Annotated in this window: 25 protein-coding genes; 14 read left to right on the top strand and 11 right to left on the bottom strand. The window is 69.6% G+C overall.

Annotated elements, in window-relative coordinates; translation table 11 throughout:
• Positions 1-732: LysR family transcriptional regulator substrate-binding protein (locus AWZ10_RS43845; RefSeq protein ID WP_060893955.1), on the top strand; the 732-nt coding region annotated here is incomplete at its 5' end.
• A 177-nt stretch (positions 733-909) separates the two neighbouring features.
• Here the strand turns inward: AWZ10_RS43845 and AWZ10_RS43840 are convergent.
• Entirely contained in the window at positions 910-1,923 is a 1,014-nt protein-coding gene (locus AWZ10_RS43840) for a helix-turn-helix transcriptional regulator (RefSeq protein WP_234360915.1), read from the bottom strand.
• A 55-nt stretch (positions 1,924-1,978) separates the two neighbouring features.
• Positions 1,979-2,740, bottom strand: coding sequence for an SDR family oxidoreductase (locus AWZ10_RS43835; protein ID WP_046705756.1), 762 nt, complete (start codon positions 2,738-2,740; stop codon positions 1,979-1,981).
• A gap of 636 nt (positions 2,741-3,376) precedes the next feature.
• Between AWZ10_RS43835 and AWZ10_RS43830 the strand changes: the two genes are divergently transcribed.
• Both AWZ10_RS43830 and AWZ10_RS43825 read left to right on the top strand, forming a co-directional pair.
• Positions 3,377-5,419 carry a glycosyl hydrolase gene (locus AWZ10_RS43830; RefSeq protein ID WP_046705757.1) on the top strand — a complete coding sequence of 681 codons (2,043 nt, stop codon included), beginning with the start codon at positions 3,377-3,379 and terminating at the stop codon, positions 5,417-5,419.
• A gap of 205 nt (positions 5,420-5,624) precedes the next feature.
• On the top strand, positions 5,625-6,527 hold the full coding sequence (locus tag AWZ10_RS43825; protein ID WP_060893954.1) for an LLM class F420-dependent oxidoreductase: 903 nt from the start codon (positions 5,625-5,627) through the stop codon (positions 6,525-6,527).
• A gap of 263 nt (positions 6,528-6,790) precedes the next feature.
• Here the strand turns inward: AWZ10_RS43825 and AWZ10_RS43820 are convergent, their stop codons facing one another.
• Together AWZ10_RS43820 and AWZ10_RS49510 are read right to left on the bottom strand one after the other, a co-directional pair.
• Complete coding sequence (locus AWZ10_RS43820) at positions 6,791-6,982, bottom strand: hypothetical protein (RefSeq protein ID WP_107417619.1); 192 nt, start codon at positions 6,980-6,982, stop codon at positions 6,791-6,793.
• Positions 6,976-7,314, bottom strand: a complete 339-nt coding sequence (locus AWZ10_RS49510; protein WP_408991327.1) for a hypothetical protein — start codon at positions 7,312-7,314, stop codon at positions 6,976-6,978. The genes AWZ10_RS43820 and AWZ10_RS49510 overlap by 7 nt, the downstream gene beginning before the upstream one ends.
• Positions 7,315-7,449: 135 nt before the next feature.
• Between AWZ10_RS49510 and AWZ10_RS43810 the strand changes: the two genes are divergently transcribed.
• Complete coding sequence (locus AWZ10_RS43810; RefSeq protein WP_060893952.1) at positions 7,450-7,683, top strand: GntR family transcriptional regulator; 234 nt, start codon at positions 7,450-7,452, stop codon at positions 7,681-7,683.
• Between the two features lie 22 nt (positions 7,684-7,705).
• Here the strand turns inward: AWZ10_RS43810 and AWZ10_RS43805 are convergent, their stop codons facing one another.
• The 3 genes from AWZ10_RS43805 to AWZ10_RS49505 are packed head-to-tail and all read right to left on the bottom strand — an operon-like array spanning position 7,706 to position 9,340.
• Entirely contained in the window at positions 7,706-8,557 is an 852-nt protein-coding gene (locus tag AWZ10_RS43805; RefSeq protein ID WP_060893951.1) for a helix-turn-helix domain-containing protein, read from the bottom strand.
• A 23-nt stretch (positions 8,558-8,580) separates the two neighbouring features.
• Positions 8,581-9,108, bottom strand: a complete 528-nt coding sequence (locus AWZ10_RS43800; RefSeq protein ID WP_046705762.1) for a DUF6879 family protein — start codon at positions 9,106-9,108, stop codon at positions 8,581-8,583.
• Positions 9,080-9,340, bottom strand: a complete 261-nt coding sequence (locus tag AWZ10_RS49505) for a hypothetical protein (RefSeq protein WP_078935419.1) — start codon at positions 9,338-9,340, stop codon at positions 9,080-9,082. Before AWZ10_RS49505 ends, AWZ10_RS43800 begins: the two co-directional genes overlap by 29 nt.
• Positions 9,341-9,568: 228 nt before the next feature.
• Here AWZ10_RS49505 and AWZ10_RS54810 point away from each other — a divergent pair, with 228 nt between their 5' ends.
• Genes AWZ10_RS54810 through tgmC form a run of 3 tightly spaced genes read left to right on the top strand, consistent with a single transcriptional unit; the run spans position 9,569 to position 12,407 of the window.
• Positions 9,569-10,234 carry a DUF6415 family natural product biosynthesis protein gene (locus tag AWZ10_RS54810; protein ID WP_244172762.1) on the top strand — a complete coding sequence of 222 codons (666 nt, stop codon included), beginning with the start codon at positions 9,569-9,571 and terminating at the stop codon, positions 10,232-10,234.
• Entirely contained in the window at positions 10,234-11,205 is a 972-nt protein-coding gene (tgmB, locus tag AWZ10_RS43785; protein WP_060893950.1) for an ATP-grasp ribosomal peptide maturase, read from the top strand. Before AWZ10_RS54810 ends, tgmB begins: the two co-directional genes overlap by 1 nt.
• Positions 11,202-12,407 (top strand): ATP-grasp peptide maturase system methyltransferase, encoded by a 1,206-nt coding sequence (gene tgmC / locus AWZ10_RS43780; protein ID WP_060893949.1) that lies wholly within the window; start codon positions 11,202-11,204, stop codon positions 12,405-12,407. Before tgmB ends, tgmC begins: the two co-directional genes overlap by 4 nt.
• Here the strand turns inward: tgmC and AWZ10_RS43775 are convergent.
• Positions 12,344-13,153: a helix-turn-helix domain-containing protein gene (locus AWZ10_RS43775; protein ID WP_046705765.1), complete on the bottom strand. Its 810-nt coding sequence runs from the start codon at positions 13,151-13,153 to the stop codon at positions 12,344-12,346. The two genes, tgmC and AWZ10_RS43775, sit on opposite strands and share 64 nt — an antisense overlap.
• Before the next feature lie 86 nt (positions 13,154-13,239).
• On the opposite strand from AWZ10_RS43775, the gene AWZ10_RS43770 reads away from it, so the two are divergent.
• Positions 13,240-13,629 (top strand): nuclear transport factor 2 family protein, encoded by a 390-nt coding sequence (locus AWZ10_RS43770; RefSeq protein ID WP_046705770.1) that lies wholly within the window; start codon positions 13,240-13,242, stop codon positions 13,627-13,629.
• A gap of 128 nt (positions 13,630-13,757) precedes the next feature.
• Here the strand turns inward: AWZ10_RS43770 and AWZ10_RS43765 are convergent, their stop codons facing one another.
• A complete protein-coding gene (locus AWZ10_RS43765; protein WP_046705766.1) occupies positions 13,758-14,492 on the bottom strand; it encodes a hypothetical protein in 735 nt (244 codons plus the stop codon).
• 373 nt (positions 14,493-14,865) lie between these two features.
• Here AWZ10_RS43765 and AWZ10_RS43760 point away from each other — a divergent pair, with 373 nt between their 5' ends.
• Both AWZ10_RS43760 and AWZ10_RS43755 read left to right on the top strand, forming a co-directional pair.
• Positions 14,866-16,374: a metallophosphoesterase gene (locus tag AWZ10_RS43760; RefSeq protein WP_079076713.1), complete on the top strand. Its 1,509-nt coding sequence runs from the start codon at positions 14,866-14,868 to the stop codon at positions 16,372-16,374.
• A gap of 278 nt (positions 16,375-16,652) precedes the next feature.
• On the top strand, positions 16,653-17,309 hold the full coding sequence (locus tag AWZ10_RS43755; protein WP_078935691.1) for a response regulator transcription factor: 657 nt from the start codon (positions 16,653-16,655) through the stop codon (positions 17,307-17,309).
• Positions 17,310-17,415: 106 nt separating this feature from the next.
• Here the strand turns inward: AWZ10_RS43755 and AWZ10_RS43750 are convergent, their stop codons facing one another.
• Positions 17,416-18,207 (bottom strand): hypothetical protein, encoded by a 792-nt coding sequence (locus tag AWZ10_RS43750; RefSeq protein ID WP_060893948.1) that lies wholly within the window; start codon positions 18,205-18,207, stop codon positions 17,416-17,418.
• A gap of 138 nt (positions 18,208-18,345) precedes the next feature.
• A complete protein-coding gene (locus tag AWZ10_RS43745; RefSeq protein WP_208618665.1) occupies positions 18,346-19,083 on the bottom strand; it encodes a hypothetical protein in 738 nt (245 codons plus the stop codon).
• 197 nt (positions 19,084-19,280) lie between these two features.
• On the opposite strand from AWZ10_RS43745, the gene AWZ10_RS43740 reads away from it, so the two are divergent.
• The 4 genes from AWZ10_RS43740 to AWZ10_RS49495 form a co-directional block, all read left to right on the top strand.
• Positions 19,281-20,033, top strand: a complete 753-nt coding sequence (locus AWZ10_RS43740; RefSeq protein WP_046709374.1) for an SDR family NAD(P)-dependent oxidoreductase — start codon at positions 19,281-19,283, stop codon at positions 20,031-20,033.
• 128 nt (positions 20,034-20,161) lie between these two features.
• Positions 20,162-21,289, top strand: a complete 1,128-nt coding sequence (locus AWZ10_RS43735; RefSeq protein ID WP_078935735.1) for an LLM class flavin-dependent oxidoreductase — start codon at positions 20,162-20,164, stop codon at positions 21,287-21,289.
• Between the two features lie 125 nt (positions 21,290-21,414).
• A complete protein-coding gene (locus AWZ10_RS43730; protein ID WP_060893947.1) occupies positions 21,415-23,145 on the top strand; it encodes an N-acyl-D-amino-acid deacylase family protein in 1,731 nt (576 codons plus the stop codon).
• A partial coding sequence (locus tag AWZ10_RS49495) for an aldehyde dehydrogenase family protein (RefSeq protein WP_159058584.1) occupies positions 23,142-23,326 on the top strand: 185 nt, incomplete at its 3' end. The genes AWZ10_RS43730 and AWZ10_RS49495, both read left to right, overlap by 4 nt.

Below are 23,326 nucleotides of genomic sequence, written 5' to 3'. Positions count from 1 at the left end.
GTCCTCGACCGCACGGCCCGCCTCGAAAGCGCCGTCGCCAGCTACGCCCGCCCCCGGACCGCGCCCCTGACCCTGCTGGGCGGCGGCTCCGCCCTGCACCGGCTGGTGCCGCGCGCCCTGGTCTCGTTCCTGCGGGCCCACCCGGACATCGACGTCACCGTCTCCGAGAGCCGCACCCCGCGCACCCTGCGGCTGCTCGCGGCGGGCGAGGCGGACCTCGGGGTCGTCGTCGACGACGAGGCCCGCGACCGGGGCCTCGACACGGAACCCCTCGGCGACGACTCCCTCGTCGTGGTCGGCCAGGCCGGCGGCATCCTCGCCGGGCGCACCGCCCTGACGTACAGCGAAGTGGCCGAGCACCCCCTCGTCGGCCTCGACGCCGAATCCTCGCTCCGCCGCTGGATCGAGCAGCACCTCGGCCCGCACGCCCCCGCCGCCCGCCACCGCACCACCGTCGCCGACCTGGGCACCCTCGTCGCCCTCGCCTCCGCCGGAGTGGGCCTCGCCGTCGTACCCCGTCGCGCTCTGGACCCGGACCGGGAGCCGCTGGACGTGTGCGAACTGCGGGAGCCCTGGGCCCGCCGCCACCACCTGCTGGCCTGGGGCGCCAAGGCCCGCACCTCACCCGCGTCGACGGCGGCCGAGGCACTGGCCGAACACCTGCGACAGGCTGCCCGCTCCCTCCCGGCGAGGGGCATCGCCGAGACAGGCCCAGAAGGGGCCACGGGATGATCTCGATGTGGGACGCGGCCGCGGGAGCCCACGGTCAGGCCGTGACGCGGCCCACGGCCCGTCGTAAGAGCCGCTGCGGCTGCGCAGCTCTTGAGCACATCGACTCGCCGACACCGTTCCATGGGCATGATCCGGCGTCGATCCGACTGCTGCGCCGCCACCTGCCGATCTTGCTCATCAATCGGTCGATCGATGAGCACCGGTGGCTGTGGGGGCGGTCCACGCAAGCAGCATGTGAAGGGCGTCGTGGGACGGGGTGTCCGGCTGGGCTGCATACGTGATCAGTGCCTGATCGGGGTCGTCGGTAGCACGCAGGGTCTCGTAGGTCAGTTCCAGATCGCCGACCAACGGGTGGTGGAACCTCTTGATACCCGAGGTCTTGTCCTGGACCGGGTGTTCTGCCCACCAGCGGCGGAAGTCCTCGCTCTTCAACGACAGCTCCCCGATCAGGTGTGCCAGTCGCGGGTCGTCGGCGTGGTTCCGTCCAGCCTCCAGGTGGAGGTAGGCCACGTTCTCACGGGCGCAGGAGGACCAGTCCGCGTACAGCTCTCGGGACGCCGGGTCGAGGAAGGTGATCCGGGCGATGTTGCGCTCGGCCGGGTCCACGGCGGCGTAGTCACCGAAGAGGGCGACCGCTGCCGGGTTCCAGGCAAGGATGTCCATGCGCCGGCCCATCACCATGGCCGGCACGTCCTTCAGCTCGTCCAGCAGCCTCTGGAGCATCGGCCGCACGCGCTGCCGGCTGACCTGGTGCATGCGCGCCGGACGTGCGGTGTGCCGAGGCCGGGCCAACTGGTGCAGGTGCCGGCTCTCGTCGTCGTTGAGCCGCAGTGCGCGGGCGAGGGCGTCGAGCACGGTGTCCGAGGGGTTGGACACGCGGCCCTGTTCCATCCGGGTGTAGTAGTCGACGCTGACCCCGGCGAGCTGGGCGATCTCCTCGCGGCGCAGCCCGGCGACCCGGCGCGTGCCGCCGAAGTCCGGCAGGGCCACATCCTGCGGGTGCAGGCGGGCGCGGCGGGTGCGGAGGAAGTCGCTCAGGCTGGTCGCGGTGCTCATACGAGGATTGTGGCTGATCGTGGCGGTGTGCTGCCTGGCCCTGCTGGGGCCAGGCAGCACACCCACTGGTGAGGAGGCAGAGACGGCGGTCGTCAGGCCGCCGTCGACGGCGCCGCTGTCCTGTCGCTCGGTCATGACGGCCACGCTGGGCATGCCCCCACGGCGGCCCCGGCGGGTGAGGCGGGAAATGTCAGGCCTGGCGGGTCGGCAGGACGATCGAGTGGCGCAGGTTGACGTGCCGGCGGCGGCTGACGATGTACGCGACGAGGTCGGCGATGTCCTCGGCGGTGAGGGCGGGGATCGCGGTGAACATCCCGCCGAGCTGCTCGCGCAGTTCCGGGTTGTCGATGTGCCCACCGAGTTCGGTGTCGGTCAGGCCCGGCTCGATGGTGCTGACCCGGACGTCGTGCGGGCCCAGCTCGGTGCGCAGTGCGGCGGACAGCTGGGTGAGGGCGGCCTTGGTGGCCGCGTACACGGCGTAGTCGGGGAAGAGGACGTGGGAGGCGATGGAGGAGACGTTGACCAGGTCGGCGGTGCTGCCGTCCGCGGCGGCCGCGGTGAGGTCGGCAGTGAACGCGCGGATGACGCGCAGGGCGCCGGTGAGGTTGGTGTCGATCATGCGGGTCCACTCGTCGAGCCGGCCCTCGGCGAGGGGGTTGGGCAGCATCACGCCGGCGTTGTTGACCACCAGGTCGACCCGGCCATAGGCATCGTGGACGGCCTTGGTGGCGGCGTCGACGGATGCCTGGTCGGTGACGTCGGCGGTGACAGCGAGGGCCTGGCCTCCGGCGGCGGTGAGCTCGGCGGCCAGCGCGTCCAGTCGATCGGTGCGCCGGGCGAGCAGGGCGACGCGGGCGCCACCCGCTGCGAGCAGGCGGGCGGTGGCCGTGCCCATGCCGCTGGCCGCTCCAGTGACGACAGCGGTACGGGCGGCGAGGGCGGGGTAGCTCATGGGGTGCTCCTGGGTCTGCTGCGCGGGCCGGTCCTGGTGGACCGGTCCTGGTGGACCGGCCCGGCGGGCCCGTGCGGTGGGCGGATGCGGACCACTCTGCGCCCGGCCGGGACGGCCAACCAGAGCCTGCCGTTCCCTGGGAAAGCCAGTACCACCCAGGGCCGCCCGGTCTGCGCTGCGGGCGTGGAGAACGCGGGCTGACATGTCCGGCCCGCCTGGCCTGTCCGGACTGTCCGGCTGTGACCGTGGCGGCCCCAACTTCCCCTGTTTGCCAGGTGAATTGGTGAATCACCGGGGGTGAGTGCCCGTCAATGACTAATCGAATGCGGCGCCTTGCGCGAGGCAGGCACAGACTCGATGTAACCCCTTTCTCTTTTCTTGAATCTCTAGTCAAATAACGTCACTTGAATCACACACGTGTCGTGCGGTCTCCTCGGCCCTGTTCCACGAAGTGGTCCAGGCCGGGTTCACAGCTCGGGGGCACCCTCGCGAACCATGAGGAAGGCGGCTTGCCCTCCGAACCGCGACGACTGTACGGCGGACGACTGAGCAGGCGGCTCGTCCCCAGCGCCGCCTGAGCGACGCCCCGACCCGGCAGAGGACAACGGCGAGCGCCGCCAGTCGAAGGAGACGTATATGTCCAACCCGCCCATGAAGCGTCGCACGTTCGTCCTCATCGGCGCCGCGGTCGCCATGGCAGCCGGCGCCCGAGTGCCGATGGCCGCCGCGGCGACCTCCTCGGCGCCCGCCGGCACGCCGACACCGGTCCGGATCGTCGACGACAAGGCGACCCCCGCCACCCGCGCGCTGTTCGCGTACCTGAAACGGCAGCAGGGCAGAGGCATCCTGTTCGGCCACCAGCACGACCTCACCTACGGATTCACCTTCACCACCCCCGACGGCAAGAAGTCCGACACCAGAGCGGCGGTGGGCGACCACCCCGCGGTCTTCGGCTGGGACACCCTCATCCTCGACGGCGACGAACGCCCCGGCGTCCAGAACGGAACCGAAGCCGAGAACATCGCCGCGCTCAGCCGGTGCATCCGGCAGGGGGACGCACGGGGTGGGATCAACACCCTCAGCGCCCACATGCCGAACTTCGTCACCGGCGGGAACTTCTACGACACAAAGGGCCGAGTGGTCGGCCGGATCCTTCCCGGAGGCGCGAAGCACGCGGACTTCAAGGCCTTCCTCGACCGCATCGCGAAGGCGGTCAAGGGCGCGCGGCGGCCGGACGGCACCGCGATCCCGGTCATCTTCCGTCCCTTCCACGAGAACAACGCGGGCTGGTTCTGGTGGGGCGCCGGCCACACGACCTCGCGCGAGTACATCGAGTTGTACCGCTACACCGTCGAGTACCTGCGCGACACCAGGGGCGTCCACAATCTGCTCTACGCCTACTCGCCCAACTCCAGCTTCGGAGGCGACCCGACCGGCTACCTGAAGACCTACCCGGGCGACCGTTTCGTCGACATCCTCGGCTACGACTCCTACGACGAGAACGCCGGACCGACCCCCTGGCTGGACGGTCTGGTGAAGGACCTGGCGATGGTGGTCCGGCTGGCGAACGAGCGGGGCAAGGCTCCGGCCCTCACCGAGTTCGGAGAGGGCGGCGGTATCGAGGTCCGCGACGAGCAGTGGTTCACGAACCTCGCGCAGGCCATCGAAGGGGACCCGCTGGCCCGTCAGGTGACGTACATGCTCACCTGGGCCAACTTCGGTGGCACCAAGCGCGCGTACGTCCCGTACCCGGGCCACGCCCTGCTGCCGGACTTCGCCAAGTACCACCAGGACCCCTACACCCTGTTCGCCGCCGATCTCCGGGGGGTGTACTCCGCGCGCACCACCGCTGTCAGGAACGCCCCGCTCATGCACCTCGCGACCCCCACGGACCGACAGCGCGTGACGGGCCGCAGGACCACCGTCCGGGTGCGTGTCACGCCCGCGAGGGCGAGCCGGGTCACCTACTCCGTGAACGGCGGACGCGCCAGACCGCTGCGCCTCGACGCCGACGGCTTCTACTCGGGCGACTGGTCGATCGGTTCGGCCGACTGGTTGTCCGGCCCGTCCTCAAGGGCCAAGGGCACGGCGACCCTCACCGTGAGTGCGCGGGTGGACGGCAGGACGCTCACCGACTCGGCCGTGGTCCTCCTCGGCGAGGCCGCCCCCCTGCCCGCCGGCTGGGTCGACGACTTCGAGGGTTACGCCGGGGACGACACCGCCCTGAGCGAGGCGTACACCCACGTCAACTCCCACACCCTCACCCTGTCGGCCGACCACAAGTCCTCGGGCTCCTACGGACTGGCCTACGCGTACGACTTCTCCGGCGCCGAGTACACCGGCATGGGCAAGCCGGTCAACGCGGACTGGAACGCCTTCAGTTCGCTCGCGCTGTGGCTGCGGGGCGACGGCTCCGCGAACGGCGGGGCGTTCCAGATCGTCGCCGGCGGAGTCGACTTCTGGTACCAGGTTCCGCTGTCCGACACGAACGGGCAGGAGTTCAGGGCACCCTTCGGCGAGTTCGCGCCCGCTCCCTGGGACACCGCGAACGCCGGAGCCGTGCTCGATGCGGCCCGTCTCTCCAAGGTGACGGCGTTCAACCTGTACCTCGTCCATGGAAGCGGAAGCGACGCGGCGACCAAGGGCGTCGTGCACGTGGACAACATCAGGGCCGAGTGACGCACGCACCCGCCCGCCACGGACAACACCGGTGCCGCACCCCTTGTCTGACGGATCGTCAGCTACGACGATGGGCGCGGCCCAGTCGTCGTCCGTAAGTGGGGGAGTGACCGTGCGAACACCGCGAACACCGCGAACACCGGGAGCGCCGCAGGAGAGCGGACTGGGCAGCCCGGGTGGGCCGGGTGGTGGGCTGGACTACGGGATGCAGCTCCCCGTCCAGTCGCAGAGCACCCTCTACGCCGAGCCCTGGGAGGCGGACGCCGGGCCGGAGGATCTGGCCGAGATCGCGCGGGCCGCCGACCGGGCCGGGTTCGCGTACGTCGCCACCTGCGACCACGTGGCCATCCCGCGCCGCCTCGCGCCCGCGATGAGCACGGTCTGGTACGACCCGGTCGCCACGCTCGCCTACCTGGCGGGCGTCACCGAACGGGTGCGGCTGCTCAGCCATGTCGCGGTCGTCGGCCTGCGCCACCCGCTCCTCAGCGCCAAGCAGTACGCCACCCTCGACCACCTCTCCGGCGGGCGGCTGATCCTCGGCGTGGGCGCCGGCCACGTACGGGAGGAGTTCGAGGTGCTCGGCGTCGACTTCGACCGTCGGGGAGCCGTCCTGGACGAGTGCGTGGACGCGCTGCGGGCTGCCCTCGGCCCGGACGAATTCCCCTCCCACCACGGCAAGGTGTACGACTTCGAGGACCTGGGCCAACGTCCCCGCCCGGCTCAGGACCGTATCCCGGTGTGGGTGGGCGGCTCGTCCCCCGCCGCCGTCCGCCGGGCCGCCGTCCGAGGCGACGGCTGGCTTCCCCAGGGCGACCCGCGCGACCGGCTCCCGGCCCAGATCACCCGCCTCCGACGCCTACGGGAGGAGGCCGGCGTCACCACCCCCCTCACCATCGGCGCGATCACCGAGCCGCTGTACGTGGGTGAGCCGGACTGGGACGTCGGCCGCCGCACCCTCACCGGCCGCCCGGAAGCCCTCGCGGAGTCGCTGCGGGCGTACGGGGCGATGGGGGTGGACCAGATCCAGGTGCGGTTCCGGAGCCGTGGCCGGGGTGAACTCACTGACCAGATGGCGCAGTTCGGGGCCGAGGTGGGACCGTTGCTGTAGAAGCCGCCCGCCCTGCCCCGGAGGCTGTGGAAGGGCAGGCGGCTGAGGGCGCGGGGTCGGCTACCGGAGTTCTGTTTCCCGCCTGGTCCGGCAGCGAGGACATCGGCACGGCGGCCACTCGTGCGACTTCGGCAGGCGCTCGGTGTCGTGCTCACTGGTGACCGTGCGCTGCTGTGGCTGGCCGTCGGTCTCGCCGTCAGGGCTGATCCGGTAGGTGCGGATGGTCAGTCGGGAGGCCCCGTTGCCGGGGTACCGCCCAGCTTTCACCGGGTCCCGTCCGTGCCGGGCGCGTGGCAGGAGCACGGGCAGGCGGACATCAGCAGCAGGCCCATGGTTCCCGGCAGCGGTACGTCGGCCGTCTGACGACATCGCCGGTGCAGGTCCTCGTAGCCGGGCCGCCCCGCGAGCGCGCACTCGGCCGACAGCGCCGCGTCCGTCTCCGACGGCCTCAACACGCCACCACGTGCTCGGCACCGACGACATGACGGTCGAGGTCGATACCGAAGTCGGCGGCGAGAACCAGGGCGAGCCGCCGCCGGGACTGCCGCGCCTGCTCCCGCTCTACTGCGACGAGGTAGGGGCGGACGAGCGGGGAGGCGGCGCCGTCGAAGGGGCCCTGGTCAAGGCCGTACGGGGAACGGGGTGTTGGGGGTCGAAGTGCGTCGGGAACGGGAACCTCTGGTAGAGGTTGCGGGGTGAGGGTGGCGCGGGTACCGGCGCGCCGTCTGCCGGTACCGGGCGCGAACATGCCCAGCATGCACCGCAAGAGCGCATGGATAATGCTCATTGTCATCAGCTCCTCTTTAGCTGGTGGCCACGCCCCGGGGCCGTGCCAGGCCGCCGGGGTCTTGCCTGTTTCGAGCATACGCGTATTCGCGCATTCGTGGTCGCCCGATTACGCGAAGACGCATACGTTCGAAGCATGGATCTTGACCGTGGCAAGCCTGTGTGGCCCCAGATCGCGGACGAGCTGCGCCGTCGTATCGAAGTCGGCACGTATGCCCCCGGCAGTCGATTCCCCGCCGTGGTGGACCTGGCCACGGAGTTCGACGTAGCCGCGTCGACGGTGCAGAAGGCCGTGGCCTCTCTCCGCTCGGAGGGCAGGCTCCGTACCGTGTTGGGGCAGGGCTCGTTCGTCGCCGACCAGGAGAAGTGACTACAGTCCCGCTGGACCTGTGTCAGTCCAGCGCCTCGATGGCTTTCAGGATCAAGGCGCGAGCCTCCGGCCCGTACACGGCCATGCCTCGCAGCTGCTCGAAGGCTTTGAGGTAGAGGGCGATCTCGTCGGGCTGGGTGACTCTGACTCGGGCTGACAGCAGTTCAACGGACACGAGTGTGTCGTCGTAGATGTGGAACAACTCCTGTGGCCACAGCACGCGTTCCCGCGTCGCCCTGGGAATGATGCCCAGCGACACCGCTGGGAGGGCGCCGGCGGTGAGCAGGTGGCCGAGCTGCGCGGCCATGGCGTCCGAGTCGCCCAGGTGGTAGGAGAGGACGCTCTCTTCGGCCAGCATGACGAATCGGTGTCCCGGTCGGTGGATGATCTGCGAGCGTGCGAGGCGGGCTGCGGCGGCCTCTTCGGCGTCGTCGGGGACATCGAGCAGACGGGCGTTGGCGGACAGCAGGGCGCGTGCGTAGCCCTCGGTCTGGAGCAGGCCGGGCACCAGAGTGGGGGAGTAGATCCGGAAGAGTTCTGTGGAACGGTAGAGCTCCACGTAGCTGTCCTGGAGCCGCGCCAGGCCCGTACGCACCTTGCGTCGCCATTCGACGTACAACGACTCGGCGGTGCGCGACTGGTCGATGATGTCCGCTGCCTGGTCCTCGGCGCCGCAGGCCTGGCACCAGCGCCGGATGTCGTCCGGGGTGGGTGGGGTGCGTGCGTTCTCGATGCGGGATGTCTTCGGATGCGTCCAGCCGCAGCGCACGGCCAGCTCAGTCCCCGAGATGTTCGCGTCGGCCCGCAGTTCGCGCAGGCGCCGCGCGACCCGCTCGCGCGCGGCCTGGGCCGAGGAGGACGGGGAGTTGGACATGAGCTGACCGTGCACCTTCCGTACTAACTGATCTCGTAGTCCTCGTGCGGCGTCGCGCGTGCCCACACCGCTTCGAAGGCGTCCACGCACAACTTCACCGCGGCCGGTTCCTCGCTGATCTCCCCACCGCCGGAGGCGCCGGCGCCGGTGAAGTGGTTCCACCGGATGAGCCGGTCGTCGATCAGCCAGAAGTCGTTGCCGGGCAGCGCGATATCGGAGGCGCGCCGACGCGCCAGCCACCGTACGCGTTCACCTGCCTCCATATTGACGGCGGTCCCCGCATGTTCGTACCGGATGTAGTCGCTGACCGGCTCGGACACGATGCGGGCCCGGCGCACCACCACGCCGCGGGCGACAGTTCTCCGGATCAACGTCACCCATGGCGCCCAGTACGGAGATCCGGGGTCGGTGTCCCGTTCTCCGGTGTTCTCCCAACGGGCGAAGTCGTCGGCTTCACCGGCGACTCCGTAGGCGTCGCGCATCTCCAGGTGGACGGCGGAGCGCTGGGCGCCGTCCAGCAGTTCATCGAAGCTCGGTACGTTCGGCGGCATCGCAGGCCTTCCTCAGGATGGGCACCATACGGGCCGGGATACGGACAACTGCCTCGTGATCGGGAATGCCTGCCGCGTGGCCCGGCAACTCGAACGCGGCGCATTCGGCTTCGAGTTCGGGTGTCGGCCTCCATCCCTGAATGACCAGGTCGTTGCTGCTCTCGTCGACCCAGACCGTGGGGCTCTCACCCGTTCCTGTGTTTGGGTCGATGCCGATGAACCGTAGTGTCATCGCCGCCTCCGGCACTCTAGGTGTGCACTGATGTACACGACTATCGAGGTAATGAAGTGCCATATCAAGAGGGCATAGCGCTATTGACCAGGTACAAATGATATCTGTGAACATTCCTGAACATCGCTGGAGGAGGTGTACATCCAGCTTCTAGCGTCGGCAGGGACGACGAAGCCCCGGCAGGACGACAGCTCCCGGGGCACGACCAACGCTGCTGAGGAGCGCCGTATGGCAGCAACACCAACAGTCCGTTCTTCGGCCACGGGGGCGCGGAACCGAGTCCCGCTCGACATCGAGACGATGCGAGACACCGCACGCCGCCTGCTCGCCGAGGACGCCGAGCCGCCGACCCCTGACGAGTTGGAGACGCTCACCCTCCAACTGCGCGGGCACATCATGGTCGCCGTCCCAGAGGTGGAGGCCGCGGCCGGACCACTGCCCGAAGGGGACGCGCCCCGCGCCTGCGCGCTCGCCTGCGTCGGCGAGGCCCGTATGCGGCTCGGCCTCGAAGCCGGCCCGACGCTCCCCGCAGGCATCGCGCACGCCCAGCGTCTCGCCCGCTCGGTGAACGCGTTGTGCGACCACCACGAGAACCTGACGACACTCGAACTCCACGCTGATGGAGCACGGACGGGCCCGACCGTCCGCTCACTGCGCCCGTGGGGCCTGTCCCGCATGGAGCCGTACCCGGCGCTGCACACCGTCGCCACCGCCGTGGCCCTGGACCCGGTGTCGCAGACGGCCGTCTTTCATGACACACACGGACGCCCCGTCGAGATGGGCAAGCACGGCACCGGCTCCGGAACGGAGACCAGGACCCAGACCAGCCAGGGGGACGGCTCCGGTCCGTCCAACACCGACGAGGGTCACGACCAGGACGCGGACCAGGACTGATGGCCTCTCCACGCCCGGTCGTCGTACTGACCGCCCTGGACGACGTGACGGCGGACCACGTCATCACCGAGTTGCACAGCCGGGGCGTCCCGGTCGTACGGCTCGACCCCGGTTCGCCGGGCGAGGTGACGTTCGCGGGCCGGGCGGGCAGTGGCTGGTCGTGGCACGGCCCGCTCACCACCCCGACTCGCACCCTCGGCCTGGAGGACGCCCGCGCCGTGTACTACCGGCGCCCGACCCCGAACGTCCCGGCGGATGGCCTGGAGGAGCAGGAGGGGGACTTCGCCGTGGCCCAGATCCGACACGGTCTGGGCGGTCTTCTCGCGGCCCTGCCGGGATGCCTGTACGTCAACCACCCGCACCGGAACTCGGGGGCGGAGTTCAAGCCCCGTCAGATCACGGAAGCCGTGCGAGCCGGGCTGGACGTGCCGCCGACACTGATCACCAACGAACCCGCAGCCGCCCGTTCCTTCGCCAAGGAACACGGGCCGGTGGTCTACAAGCCGCTCAGGTCGACCACGTACCGCGAGGGCGGGGTGTTGCGCACGGTCTGGGTCCGCCCGGTCGAGGCCGACGACATCGGCGACGGCGTCGCCGCCTGCCCGCACCTGTTCCAGCAGGCTGTCGCCAAGACCGCTGACGTGAGGGTGGCGGCTGTGGGCGAACGGCTGTTCGCCACGCGGATCACCACTGACGGCGATCACCTCGACTGGCGGTTCGACTACGACCTGATCAGCTGCACGCCGATGGAGGCGGCCGACGTCCCTGTCTCGGTCCGCCAGGGCATCCGTGCATATCTGACGGGATTCGGCCTGGCCTACGGTGCGTTCGACTTCGCCCTGGAAGCGAGCGGGAGGTGGCGCTTCCTGGAGTGCAATCCGAACGGTCAGTGGGCGTTCGTAGGCCGTGACACGACCGGGGCCATCGCCTGCGCCCTGGCCGACCTGCTGGAGAAGGGACATCAGGCATGACCGATACCCCGTCCGCGGACGAGCGCCTTGCCGCCGAACTGCGCCATGTCCTGGCCGACCGGCTTGAACGGGACGGGCATCTGCGGTCGGCCGCATGGCGTTCCGCTGTCGAGGTCGTGCCCCGGCACGACTTCGTGCGCGCCTACTTCCGGCGGTCCCACGGCCCGCGAGGCACGCTCTGGACGCCGGTCCTTCCGGGCCGCGACGACATGAACGCCTGGCTGAAGGAGGTGTACGCCGACGACACGCTGGTGACCCAGCTCGACGGTCATGTGTATCCGGCGGACGTGGAGGGGCCCGTCCACGGTGATCCGACGTCCTCGTCCACCCTGCCGAGCCTGGTCGTGCGGATGCTTCAGGACCTCGATCCGCAGGACGGGGACCGGGTGTTGGAGATCGGCACCGGTACCGGCTATTCGACCGCCCTCCTGTGCGAACGTCTCGGCAGCGAGCAGGTGACCTCGGTCGAGGTCGACCCGGCAGCCGCCGTACGTGCCGGTGCCGCGATCACGGCGGCCGGCTACGGGCCGGCCCTCGTCAACGGCGACGGCCTCCTCGGCCACGCCGAAGGCGCCCCGTACGACGGGCTGATCGCCACGTGTTCGGTGCGTACCGTTCCCGGGGGCTGGCTCGAACAGGTGCGGCCCGGCGGCACGATCGTCACGACTGTCTCCGGGTGGTTGTACGGGTCGGGCCTGCTGAAGCTGACCGTCGGCGAGGGCGGCACGGCCGAAGGGCGGTTCCTGCCCGGCACGGTGTCGTTCATGATCGCCCGCCCGCACGCCGCGCCCTCCTTGTCCGGCGTCGGGGATCTGCTGACCCAGGAAGCGTACGAGCGCCCCGCCCAGGTGGGCCCCGAGGTACTGGCCGACTGGACCGCTCGGTTCGTCGCCCAGCTCGCGGTACCGGGTGCCCAGTACATCGGGATGAGCGTGGATGGCGGCCCGATGCTGGACCACGTGGTCGACCTGGCCACGGGGGCGTTCGCCACGCTCGTACCGGACGGTGAGGGAGGGGTCCTGGTGCGCCAGGGCGGTCCTGAGCGGTTGTGGGACGCCGTCGAAGAGTCGGTCGGTGCGTGGCGGGATGCGGGAGTGCCGCCGCAGACCGGGTTCGGCATGACCGTCGCCACGAACCGTCAGCGCGTCTGGCTCGGCTCCCCCGAAGGACGGGGTTGGGAGCTGCCCGAACCCTCGAAGTAGGCGGCGCTCTCCGTGTCCGCCGGGTAGTACGACTCGATCGCGACCTCGTCCAGTGTGATGTCCATCGGGGTACCGAACGTGGTGATGGTAGAGAACAGCCGCAGTTCTCGTCCGTCGAAGCGAAGGATCATCGGGATCACGACATCGGATTCGACCGATCGGCCGGACCCGTTCTCGGGGTCTGGCTCCAGCAGTTCCTCGTAGAGCGCGGTGAGCTCGGCGTCGGGGGCGAGGGCGAGCTGACGGGTGATCCGGGAGCGGAACACCGCGCGCACGTCGGCCAGGTTGACGACCAGAGGAGCGAACCCGCGCGGGTCCAGTCCCAGCCGTATCAGGTTGACCGGCGGCCGTAGCAGGTCGGGATCGACGTCCGCGAAGAACGGCTCGACCGCGCGGTTGGTCATCACGATGTTCCACCGGCGGTCGAAGGCCAGCGCCGGGTACGGCTCATGCGCGCGGAGCACCCTCTCGACCGCGCTCCGGGCCGCCGTGAGCGCGTCGTCGTCGAGGGGCCGCTCGGCGTACCGGGGTGCGAAGCCGGCCGCGAGCAGCAGCCGGTTGCGATCACGCAGTGGCACATCGAGCTGGTCCGCGAGCCGGAGGACCATGGCGGCGCTCGGGTGGGACTTGCCCGTCTCGACCAGGCTGACGTGACGGGCCGAGACGTCGGCCGCGAGCGAGAGATCGAGTTGGCTGAGTCGTCGGCGATGCCGCCACTGCCGTAAGAGTTCCCCGACGGTATGCACGGTCCTCGACAGTACTCATCGTGGGGCCGTGCGCCATGAAATCCGACTTCATCGACAACCGTGGCGACTGCGGAAACACTGCGTCCATGACCACAGACAACAAGAGCATCGCTCGACGGGCGCTGGCGGAGCTGATCGAGACGGGCAGCGTCGACGCGCTCGAACCGTTGCTGAGCGAGGACTTCGTCCATCACCGGCCGGACTCGACCTCCTCGACCAAGGAGGAATGGCTCGCCGCCGTACAGGCAGCACTCTCCCCGCTCGCCGGTATGCGGGTCGAGGTCCACCACCTGCTGGCCGACGGCGATCACGTCGTGATGCACTCGCGGCGACAACTCCCCGATGCCGGGCCGGAGATCGCGGTCGTCGACATCTGGCGGGTCGACGACGGGTTGATCGCCGAGGCCTGGGAGATCATCGAGCCGGTGGCTCAGGCGGCCGCCAATCTGGTGTGGTGGGAGCCCGCGGCGCGCTGACCGGTCGTATCGCCTCCGTCGTCGAATCGTCGAAGCGTCGAATCCCGTTTCATCCCGGCTCCTCCCGTCTGTCGCGCCACCGTCGCCTCGCCCCCGCTCAGTTACTGCGGTCGCGGCCGCGGACGCGCTCACGGCCGCATCAGGTGCAGGTCCTCACCCCACGCGTCCAGCACCGGGCCATGACCCGCCCGCCGGGCCACGGACTCGACCTGGGCGAAGAGACGACGCTGTGCGGACACGTCGCCCGTACCCGAGACGCGGTCCACGGCGTCGAGGAGCTTGCCGGTGTCCCAGCCGGGCAGCGGGAACCGGGCCAGCTCCCACTCCAGGTACTTGTTGTACGGGCGCGGACGGCGGTCCAGGGCGAAGAGCGTCTCCAGCAGGAACCGGACGCTGTCGGCGGCGTCGAGCCGGGCCGCGATCGGATGGCCGTCGCGGTCGTTCTTGACCGAGCGGTAGAGGGAGTTGGCGTAGGCGTCGAGCCATCCTCCCGCTTCCCGGAAGGCATCCTCTGCGTCGAGCCGAGCCTTGGCGCCCAGGATGCGGGCGATGCCTCCGTCGAGCCGGTCGAGCACGACCCGGGCGCGGGAGAGGGCGTACCGCTCGAAGCCGGGCATCCCGGCGGCGCGGAACTCGTCGAGGGAGAGGACGACGAGGTCGAGTTCCGGGGTGCGGTGCCCCGTGAACCAGGTGAGAGCCGTCGTCGCACCCTCGGCGAGGACGACGTACAGGTCATGGTCCGAGTACTCGGTGGTCATGCCCTCGTGGGCCCGGGAGCCCTTGAGGACCAGGCCGACGACGGCCGGGTCGGCGGCGGCTACGTGGACGAATGCGTCGTAAGCGAGGGGCTGCTGCGCAGTCATGCGTGATCTCCGGTGTGATGGCGACGGGTATGCCAACCGGGCGGCCCGACGACTCGGCGGGGCCACCCGCACCCTCTGCGGCGGCACTCGGCCACCGCCCGGCAGATCAACGCACCCCCGGACCCTACCGCCCCGTCCGCGCAGAGGCAGCCGACCTTGGTGCGACGCGGGTCGGGACAGCCGGCACTGTGGGGACGGCCGTCGGGCAACGGGGCACGGTCACCCCGTGCGCAGCCGGACCCCCGTGCGGCCGTGTAGGCCGTTTGCCGGTGTCGTCGTGCGCGGTCCCGAAGCGGTGCCAACGATTCCAGGTGTGCCCGTCAGGCGATGACGTACGCCTGTGTCCGGGGCACGTGGACGGAGGTATGTGCGCATGAGACATCGAATAGTCGCCCTCGCGGTGGCGGGTGTGCTGGCCGCGACGATCCCGGCCGGCGCGGCTTCCCCGGAGCCCGTGCCCGGGTACGGGTACGGGTACGAGGACGGGTACGGGGACTCACCGCCGCCGGGGCCGACCGCTCCACCACCCGGTTCGGCGTCGCCGGACGGCGAGGCCTGGGCCTGGACGCAGCTGACCAGCGGCGGCACCCAGATCCGATACGTGTCCACGGACTCCAGCCAAACGTGCCCCAGCGTGCGCTACACGTACGGGGGAAGCCAGCACACGGACCCGCTCAGCCGGAGGAGCGAGCCCGGGGGGCTCCAGTTCCCGACCACCGTCTGCGAGGCCGAGGTGCGCCTCACGGCCTCCGACGCGACGCTGGTGCCCGCGACGGTACAAGCGGCCAGGCTGCACCCGATGACGGGTCAGCTGCCTCTGCCGAACTGGACCTCGACCACCCGTCCCGCCAGGATCGGCGTGATCGGCGACACCGGCTGCGAGCTCCCCGCGGACACGAGCGAGCCGGCGCAGGACTGTGCGAACCGCTGGCCGTTCAGGCAGATCGCGGGCAGCGTCGTCGACCGGACGAGGCCGAATCTCGTCGTCCACGTCGGTGACTACCTCTACCGGGAGGACCCCGGCAGGGGGAACGACAATCCGGCGGGCTGCACGGGCACCGCCGACGCGGCCAGCTGGGCCTGTGTGGTCGCCGACTTCTTCAGGCCCGCCGAACGGCTGCTGGCCACGGCTCCCGTCGTGCTGGCGCGGGGCAACCACGAGGACTGCAACATGAACCAGCAGGGCGGCGCGGGCGGCGCGTGGTTCCGCTATCTCGCCGACGAACTGCGCTCCAACGGTTCCTGCAGCCTGTTCAGCCGGCCTGCGGTGATCCACGCCGGCACGCTGACCCTCGCCTCCGTGGACTCCTCGCTCGCCGACCGGCGGGACGACGGAAGCACAGCGAACCAGGGCACCTACACCACGCAGTTCAACGCCGTGAACCAGGCCGCGGCGCAGGCTCCCGGCGACGTCTTCGTGGTCACGCACAAGCCGCTGTGGATGGTGAAGGCGGCCGGACAGACGCCGGGGGCGGTCACCTGGGCGACGCGGGTTCTCGACGGCGCCGTCGCCAACACCCAGCTGCGTCACCTGCAGAGCAAGGTGCGCATGGTGCTCTCGGGACACTTCCACCTCGCCCAGAAGCTCGACTTCGACAGCACCCGCCCACCCCAGCTGACCCTGGGCAACTCCGGTGGCCCCCTGGACAACGGCCCGATCGACAGCAATGTCGAGCTGCAGTCCATCGGCACGCCGTCGCAGAAGGTGAACCAGTCGGTGACCAAGCTGCAGTCTCCCGGAGGTCTGGCGATCTTCGGCTACGGGGACCTCCGCTGGGACGGCACGACCTGGAATCTCACCTTCCGTAACAGGACCGGCGACCGCCTGGGCAGCAGCTGCCGGCTGAGCACGAGCACCGACCACCGGAACTTCGTCTGCTAGGAGCCGCCCGGGCAGGGGGACGGGGCACCGTGTCAGCGGCTTCTCCGTCCTGCCGTCGGAGTGGGCGAGGTGGCAGAACCTGTCTGACAGCTTGGCGCTTCGTTCTTGAAACTTCGAACAACTTACGCCCGAGTCACGTATGTAAGGGGAGTCATGGCTTCGGCGGAAGGACACGTGAGGTGCGATCCCCCCGGCACGTCAGCACGTCCCAGCACGCAGGCACCCCCGTTTCAGCTGTTCCCGCACACCCCTCCCGTGTCCCGGCCCACCCGCCCCGACTGTCGGAACCGTCGTCCCAGGGCCTGTCCGTCGCGCTCGCCTGCGGCGAGGGGGAGTGGCCGCACGACGACTGGCCGGCCCCCGACGACCGGTACGTGAACAGCGCGCTGCACGTCCCGCCGCCCTACCGTGAACTCCGTGAGACCGAAGTGGACGTCGTGGTCCTGCGCTGCGAGGACCCGTCGGTGTCCTTCACGGTGCTGCTGAAGGCCATGGGCTCCATGAGCGCCCCGGTGATCGTCGTCAGCCCCCGCCGGGACCCCGAGGCGGTCGTGGAGGTGTTCCGGGGCGGGGCCGGCTATCTGGTCGACGGCGACTACTGCACCTGCATGCTCTCCTCCGCGGTCATGGCCGCCACGGTCGGCCACACCTATTTCTCGCCCGTCGCCTGCGCCGCCATCCGCGACGCGGCCCAGCATCTGCCGGACCACGGGGAGGCGATGGAGCGGCTGCGCGCACTGCTCTCGCCCCGCGAACGCCAGATCATGGAACTCCTCTCCACGGGCCTCGGCGCCCAGGAGATCGGGCTGCGCCTCCGGCTGAGCGAGAAGACCGTCCGCAACAACCTCAGCAACGTCTACGCCAAGCTCGATGCCCGGGGAAGTACGGAGGCGGTGCTGCGATGGCTGGGAGCTACCCCCGGGGTTCGCATTTGAGAACACCCGATGGGGTGCGTTCAGGAACGCGTCGAGCCCGTTCGGGAAACCGCACGAAATAATCCCCCGCGCATGGCACGGGGGATTACTCGGGCTTCTCCGGCGGCTATTGAATGGTGACTTCGGAGAGCGGAACCTCGATGTCGGTCACGTTCGCGCCGCCCTCGTCGAATCCGGGTTCGGCGCGGGCGCTGTTCTCGCTGTTGATGATTCCGTTGGCCTGGGGCGTGCCGCACTGGACGTTGCGCAGCCAGAGCCGGCCGTCCGGTGTTCCGCTGGGCAGGAGCTGCGGATAGAAGACGTGGACGCTCGTAGCCCCCTCGCTGGGGGAGAAGAACACCTTCTGGCCGTCCTGGGCCTCCTTGTAGCTGGCCTTGAGGAAACCGCTCACGTCGGTGCGCTTGTGGGACCACATGAAGAAGGCGATGTGGTCCGCCTTCACCGTGTCACTCCTGGAGAAGGAGAACGACGACGTGGTGTCGTCGCGCTTGATATTGAATTCCTGCGTGGCGAACTTGACGCCGATCTCGAAGATGGAGCTCGCCAGCTTCGTACTGCCGTCCGTGTTGAAGCCGTCCTCCAGCTGAATGACGCGTGTCACGGACGCCGTGCCGCTGAAGGTCTTCGTCGCCGTGGTGCTGACGCCGCAGTTGTCGGTCACCGAGGTGACCCGTTCGTTGGGGCCGAGGCTGTTGGCCTTGGACTGGACGTCGACGAACTCGCAGTTCTCCAGCTTGTCCGAGTCCGTACGGCAGTCGGTGGCCACCTCGTCGGGGGTGGCGGCACCCGCGCTGTACATCAGCGGAACGGCCAGTCCGAGGGCGGCGACCGGCGCCAGCGCGAGGGTGATGCGCTTCTTCTTGCTGCGGTGGTTGCCGCTGCGCCCGGTGCGTGTCATGTGTGTCTCCTGCGAGGGTCATGAGGGGGATGAGCAAGGGTGGGAGGGGTTGTCCCGTGAGGAGTGGGGGGATCCCGTGGGGGGAGAAGTCTGTGTGGTGGGGCGGGCGCCCCGGGGCCGTCGGCTGCCGGCCTCGGGTCAGCAGTCCTCCAGGACGACCTTGCTGGTGCCGTCCGCGAGTCCGGGCGTGCCCGCGGCGCTCTCCAGGATGACCGGGCCCTCGACGACCTCGGGCGCCACGAAGTTCTTCTCGGGGGAGGGGTTCACGGCGAAGCTTCCAGGATCGGCGTCGAGGTGCACCCGCCATTCGCCGGTCATGCGCTGCATCTTCGGCGTGAACGTCACATGCATGACCTTGCCGACGGGTACTTCCCGCTGTTCCGACTCGCTGGCGGTGGCCGTCTTGACGGTCATGTCCAGCGTGCCCTTGTGCTTGACCCAGCCGCCGCTCAGGGCTCCGAAGAGACCACCGAGGGCGCCCTGCTGGGTCGCGGTGTACTTGCCCTGGCCCTGGCCCACCGCCTTCGAGAACTCGGTGGTCACCTTCGACGGCTCGGTGGCGTTCGGCTCGCAGTTCGGGAAGTCGACGGTGACCTTCTCCGTGGGGCCGTCGAAGGTCTCGAACTTCGTCTCGACGAAATCACAGGTGTCGGACTCGAAACCGTCCCCGAGCCCGCCTCCGAAATCCCTCGTCGACTGCTGTTTTCCGTTGAGCTTGGCAGTCCTTTCGCACATCCTCATGATCTGGTCGGGCGTCTTCTCGTCGGCGGCGTTGGCCGACGGCAGAACCACGGTGACGACTGCCGTACCGGTCAGGAGTGAGGCCCCGATCGCCAGGTACCGGACCTTCTTGTTCTTGAAGCGCCTCTTCGCCATGGTCGGCTCTCTCCTTGGGTGTGTCTTTACCTTCCGATGACGGATTATTGAGGTCCTGTACGTGTTGTCGACAGGGTCAAATGTCCCTACCCATTGGTCACTTGCGATCGCAATCGCAAGCATGCCCCGCACATCTGACGCTTCGTCAGCTACAGAGGTACGCTGACCTCGGTCAACGCACCGCGAAGGGAGTCCACATGGGCAAGCTCGACGGACGTGTAGTCCTCGTCACAGGTGCCGCGCGCGGCCAGGGCGAGCAGGAGGCCCGGCTGTTCCGGGCCGAGGGGGCGGAGGTCGTCGTCGCCGACGTCCTCGACGACCAGGGGGAGGCCCTCGCCAAGGAGATCGGCGCACACTACGTCCATCTGGACGTGAGCCGCGAGGACGACTGGGCGGCCGCCGTGGCTGCCGCCAAGGGTGCGTACGGTCGCGTCGACGGCCTCGTCAACAACGCCGGCGTGCTGCGCTTCAACTCCCTCGTCGACACCCCCCTCGACGAGTTCATGCAGGTCGTGCGGGTCAACCAGGTCGGTGTCTTCCTCGGCATCAAGACCCTGGCCCCCGAGATCGAGACGGCCGGTGGCGGCACGATCGTCAACACCGCCTCGTACACAGGGCTGACGGGCATGGCGTACGTCGGCGCGTATGCCGCGACCAAGCACGCGATCGTCGGCCTCACCCGGGTCGCCGCGCTGGAGCTGGCCCGCAAGGGCATCCGGGTCAACGCGGTCTGCCCCGGCTCCGTCGACACCGCGATGACCGACCCGGGCGACGAGGCGACCGCCGAGGCCGTCACCAAGCTCTACCGCAAGCGGATACCGCTCGGCCGGATCGGCCGCCCCGAGGAGGTCGCCCGCCTCGCGCTCTTCCTCTCCTGCGAGGACTCCTCCTACATCACCGGGCAGCCGTTCGTGATCGACGGGGGCTGGCTGGCCGGGGTGAGTCTCTGACGGGTGGACCTATCTGACGGCACGTCAGCTATTGACGCTCCACGGGGCCGGTGGAACAGTCGGCCGTATCGAGATCTGACGCACAGTCAGATACGGCTGTCGGGTATCGCTGGGGATGGTGAACCTCCTTGGAATTCGGGCTCTTTGTACAGGGATACGTGGGCAAGCGGGCCAAGACGGACCCGCTCGCGGAGCACAAGGCGCTGATGGAGGAGACCGAGTACGTCATCCAGGCGGACAAGTCCGGCTTCAAGTACGCCTGGGCGTCCGAGCACCACTTCCTGGAGGAGTACTCGCACCTCTCCGCCAACGACGTCTTCCTCGGGTACCTCGCGCACGCGACGGACCGGATCCATCTGGGCTCCGGGATCTTCAACCCGCTCGCCCAGGTCAACCACCCGGTGAAGGTCGCCGAGAAGGTCACGATGCTCGACCATCTCACCGAGGGCCGCTTCGAGTTCGGCAGCGGACGTGGGGCCGGCTCGCACGAGATCCTCGGCTTCATCCCCGGTGTGACCGACATGAACTACACCAAGGAGATCTGGGAAGAGACCATCGCCGAGTTCCCCAAGATGTGGCTCCAGGACGAGTACGTCGGCTTCCAGGGCAAGCACTGGTCACTGCCGCCGCGCAAGATCCTGCCCAAGCCGTACGGGAAGTCGCACCCCGCGATGTGGTACGCCGCCGGGTCGCCGCCGTCGTACTCCATGGCCGCGCGCAAGGGGCTCGGTGTGCTGGGCTTCAGCGTGCAGAAGGTCTCCGACATGGAGTGGGTGCTGGAGAAGTACAAGACGGCGATCGTCGACGCCGAGCCGATCGGTGACTTCGTCAACGACAACGTGATGGTGACGACGACCGCGATCTGCGCGCCCACGCACGACGAGGCGGTGCGGATCGCCGTGAACGGCGGGCTGCACTATCTGCCCTCGCTCGTCTTCCGGTACCACGACACGTTCCCCCGGCCCGACGGCTTCCCCGTGTGGCCGGAGACGCTGCCCGAGTACAACGAGGAGCTCATCGAACTGCTCATCGAGGAAGAGCTGTTGATCTGCGGCGACCCGGACGAGGTGTTCCGGCAGTGCAAGCGGTGGGAGCAGGCCGGGGCGGACCAGTTGAGCTTCGGGCTGCCGGTGGGTGTGCCCAAGGAGGCGACCCTGCAGACGATCAGGCTGGTCGGGGAGCACGTCATTCCGAAGATCGACACGGATCCCGTGCACCGGACCTCGCGGTTCCGCTCCGCGGGGAGCGCCGTTTGAGTCCGCGGGGCGGTGGGGGCCGGTCGCGCCCACGCGGCGCAGCCGCACATTGACACAGCCCCGCTCCCCTGAAAGCACAGGCACGGCGGCACCTCATCGTCACCAGGCGTCCGGAAGGGAGAGGCATGCTCGACCATGTCATCAAGGGTGTGACCGTCGTCGATGGGACAGGCGCGCCCGCGTACACAGCCGATGTCGGCGTACGCGACGGCCGTATCGCCGTCATCGGGACGGTCACCGAAGAGGCCCGTACGTCCGAGGACGCGGCCGGCCTCGTACTCGCCCCCGGGTTCGTCGACCCCCACACCCACTACGACGCCCAGCTGTTCTGGGACCCGTACGCGACGCCCTCCCTCAACCACGGGGTGACGACCGTCGCGGGTGGGAACTGCGGGTTCACCCTGGCCCCCCTGAACCCCTCACGTCCCGAGGACGCGGACTACACGCGGCGGATGATGTCCAAGGTCGAGGGGATGTCGCTGGTCGCGCTGGAGGAGGGGGCGCCCTGGAGCTGGAACGGGTTCGGCGAGTACCTGGACGCCCTCGAAGGGCGGATCGCCGTCAACGCGGGCTTCATGGTGGGGCACTGCGCGCTGCGGCGGTACGTGATGGGACCGGACGCGGTCGGCGGGCAGCCGAGCGAGGAGCAGATGGACGCGATGCTCCGGCTGTTCCACGAGGCGATGGAGGCGGGTGCGTGGGGGCTGTCGACCACGCAGTCGTCGACGCACAGCGACGGCGACGGCCGGCCCGTCGCGTCGCGGCACGCGAAGCCCGCCGAACTGATCGCGCTGTCACGGGCGGTCGGCGAGCACGAGGGCACGCAGATCGAGGCGATCGTCGCGGGGTGCCTGGACCAGTTCAGCGACGACGAGATCGACCTCTTCGTGGAGATGAGCGCGGTGGCCGGCCGCCCCCTCAACTGGAACGTCCTCACCATCGACGCGGCCGTCCCCGAGCGCGTGCCGAGGCAGTTGGAGGCGAGCGAGCGGGCGCGGAAGGCCGGCGGCCGGGTGGTGGCCCTGACGATGCCGATCCTCACGCCGATGAACATGTCGCTGGGCACGTTCTGCGCGCTGAACCTGATCCCCGGGTGGGGTCCGGTCCTGAGCCTGCCGGTGCCCGAGCGGATCGCGCGACTGCGCGATCCGCAGGTACGGGCGGAGATGCTGCGGCGCGCGGACAGCAAGGAGGCGGGCGTCTTCCGGCGGCTCGCCAACTTCAGCCGGTACGTCATCGGCGACACGTACAGCGAGGCGAACGAGGGCCTCACCGGGCGGGTCGTCAAGGACATCGCGGCGGAGCGGGGGCAGGAACCGTTCGAGTGCCTGGTGGAGATCTGCGCCGCCGACGACCTCCGTACGGTCCTGTGGCCCATGCCCACCGACAACGACCCCGACTCCTGGACCCTGCGCGCCGAGACCTGGCGCCACGAGGACGTGCTGCTCGGCGGCTCGGACGCGGGCGCCCATCTGGACCGCATGTGCGGCGCCCCGTACACCACCCGGTTCATCGGGGACTGTCTGCGCGGCCGGAAGCTGGTCGGGCTCGAACAGGCGGTGAAGATGCTGACCGACGACCCGGCGCGCCTCTTCGGCCTGCGGGAACGGGGGCAGGTGCGGGAGGGGTGGCATGCGGACCTCGTCCTCTTCGACCCGGAGCGCGTCGACGCCGGCAAGGCCACCCTGGTGCACGACCTGCCGGGTGACAGCCCGCGCCTCGACTCCAGGGCGATCGGCATACGGGCCGTCTGGGTCAACGGCGTCGAGGCGATCCGCGACGACGTGGTGACCGGGGCCGTACCCGGGAAGGTGCTGCGGAGCGGGCGGGACACGCGGACGGTGAGTACGAAGTGAGCCGTGCACCTCAAGTGCCGGACAGGCAACGGCTGTTCGTCGGAGGCTCCTGGACGGAGCCCGACGGAGGGCACTACGAGGTGGTCGACCCGGCGACGGAGGACGTCGTCGGGTGGGCGCCGGAGGCCTCGCGCGCACAGGTGCACGCGGCCGCCGCCGCCGCCCGCGAGGCCTTCGGCCC

This window comes from Streptomyces europaeiscabiei (assembly GCF_001550375.1).
GTDB classification, from domain to species: domain Bacteria; phylum Actinomycetota; class Actinomycetes; order Streptomycetales; family Streptomycetaceae; genus Streptomyces; species Streptomyces europaeiscabiei.
The sequence above is the reverse complement of the archived record's forward strand: the minus strand, read 5'-3'. Positions and strand labels throughout refer to the sequence as shown.